The organism is Agathobacter ruminis (assembly GCF_002735305.1).
GTDB classification, from domain to species: Bacteria; Bacillota; Clostridia; order Lachnospirales; family Lachnospiraceae; genus Roseburia; species Roseburia ruminis.
On sequence record NZ_PDYG01000078.1, the window covers coordinates 1 to 344 of the forward strand.

General features: G+C 37.2%; 1 tRNA gene. It reads left to right on the forward strand.

Annotated elements, in window-relative coordinates:
• Positions 1-204 precede the first annotated feature (204 nt).
• Positions 205-277 (forward strand) — tRNA-Ile (locus tag CSX02_RS09755).
• Positions 278-344 lie beyond the last annotated feature (67 nt).

Genomic DNA, 344 nt, shown 5'->3' on the forward strand with positions numbered 1-344 from the left:
AAAAAAAAATCGAGTGCTTAGAGGAGAAGAGCAGCGCACTTTTAAAGGAGTTGGATACTCAGATAAAAGTATCTAACGCTACAACTTTAATTGAAATAGCATAAAGTATTTGCCTGCATTGCGAAAATCCTAAATCTGGCTTCCCGTAACAGGGTTACGTTACAAGAAAATATCACCAATTCTGATAAAATTGGGTTGCCAATATACGAAGTGGCGCAATAGGTAGCGCTCATGATTTATAATCGTGAAGTTGTAGGTTCGAGTCCTATCTTTGTAACAAATTGGTTTAACAGCGGTGACTGTAAATCACCTCCAGTTTAACGGTTTTGAGTCTTATTTGAACA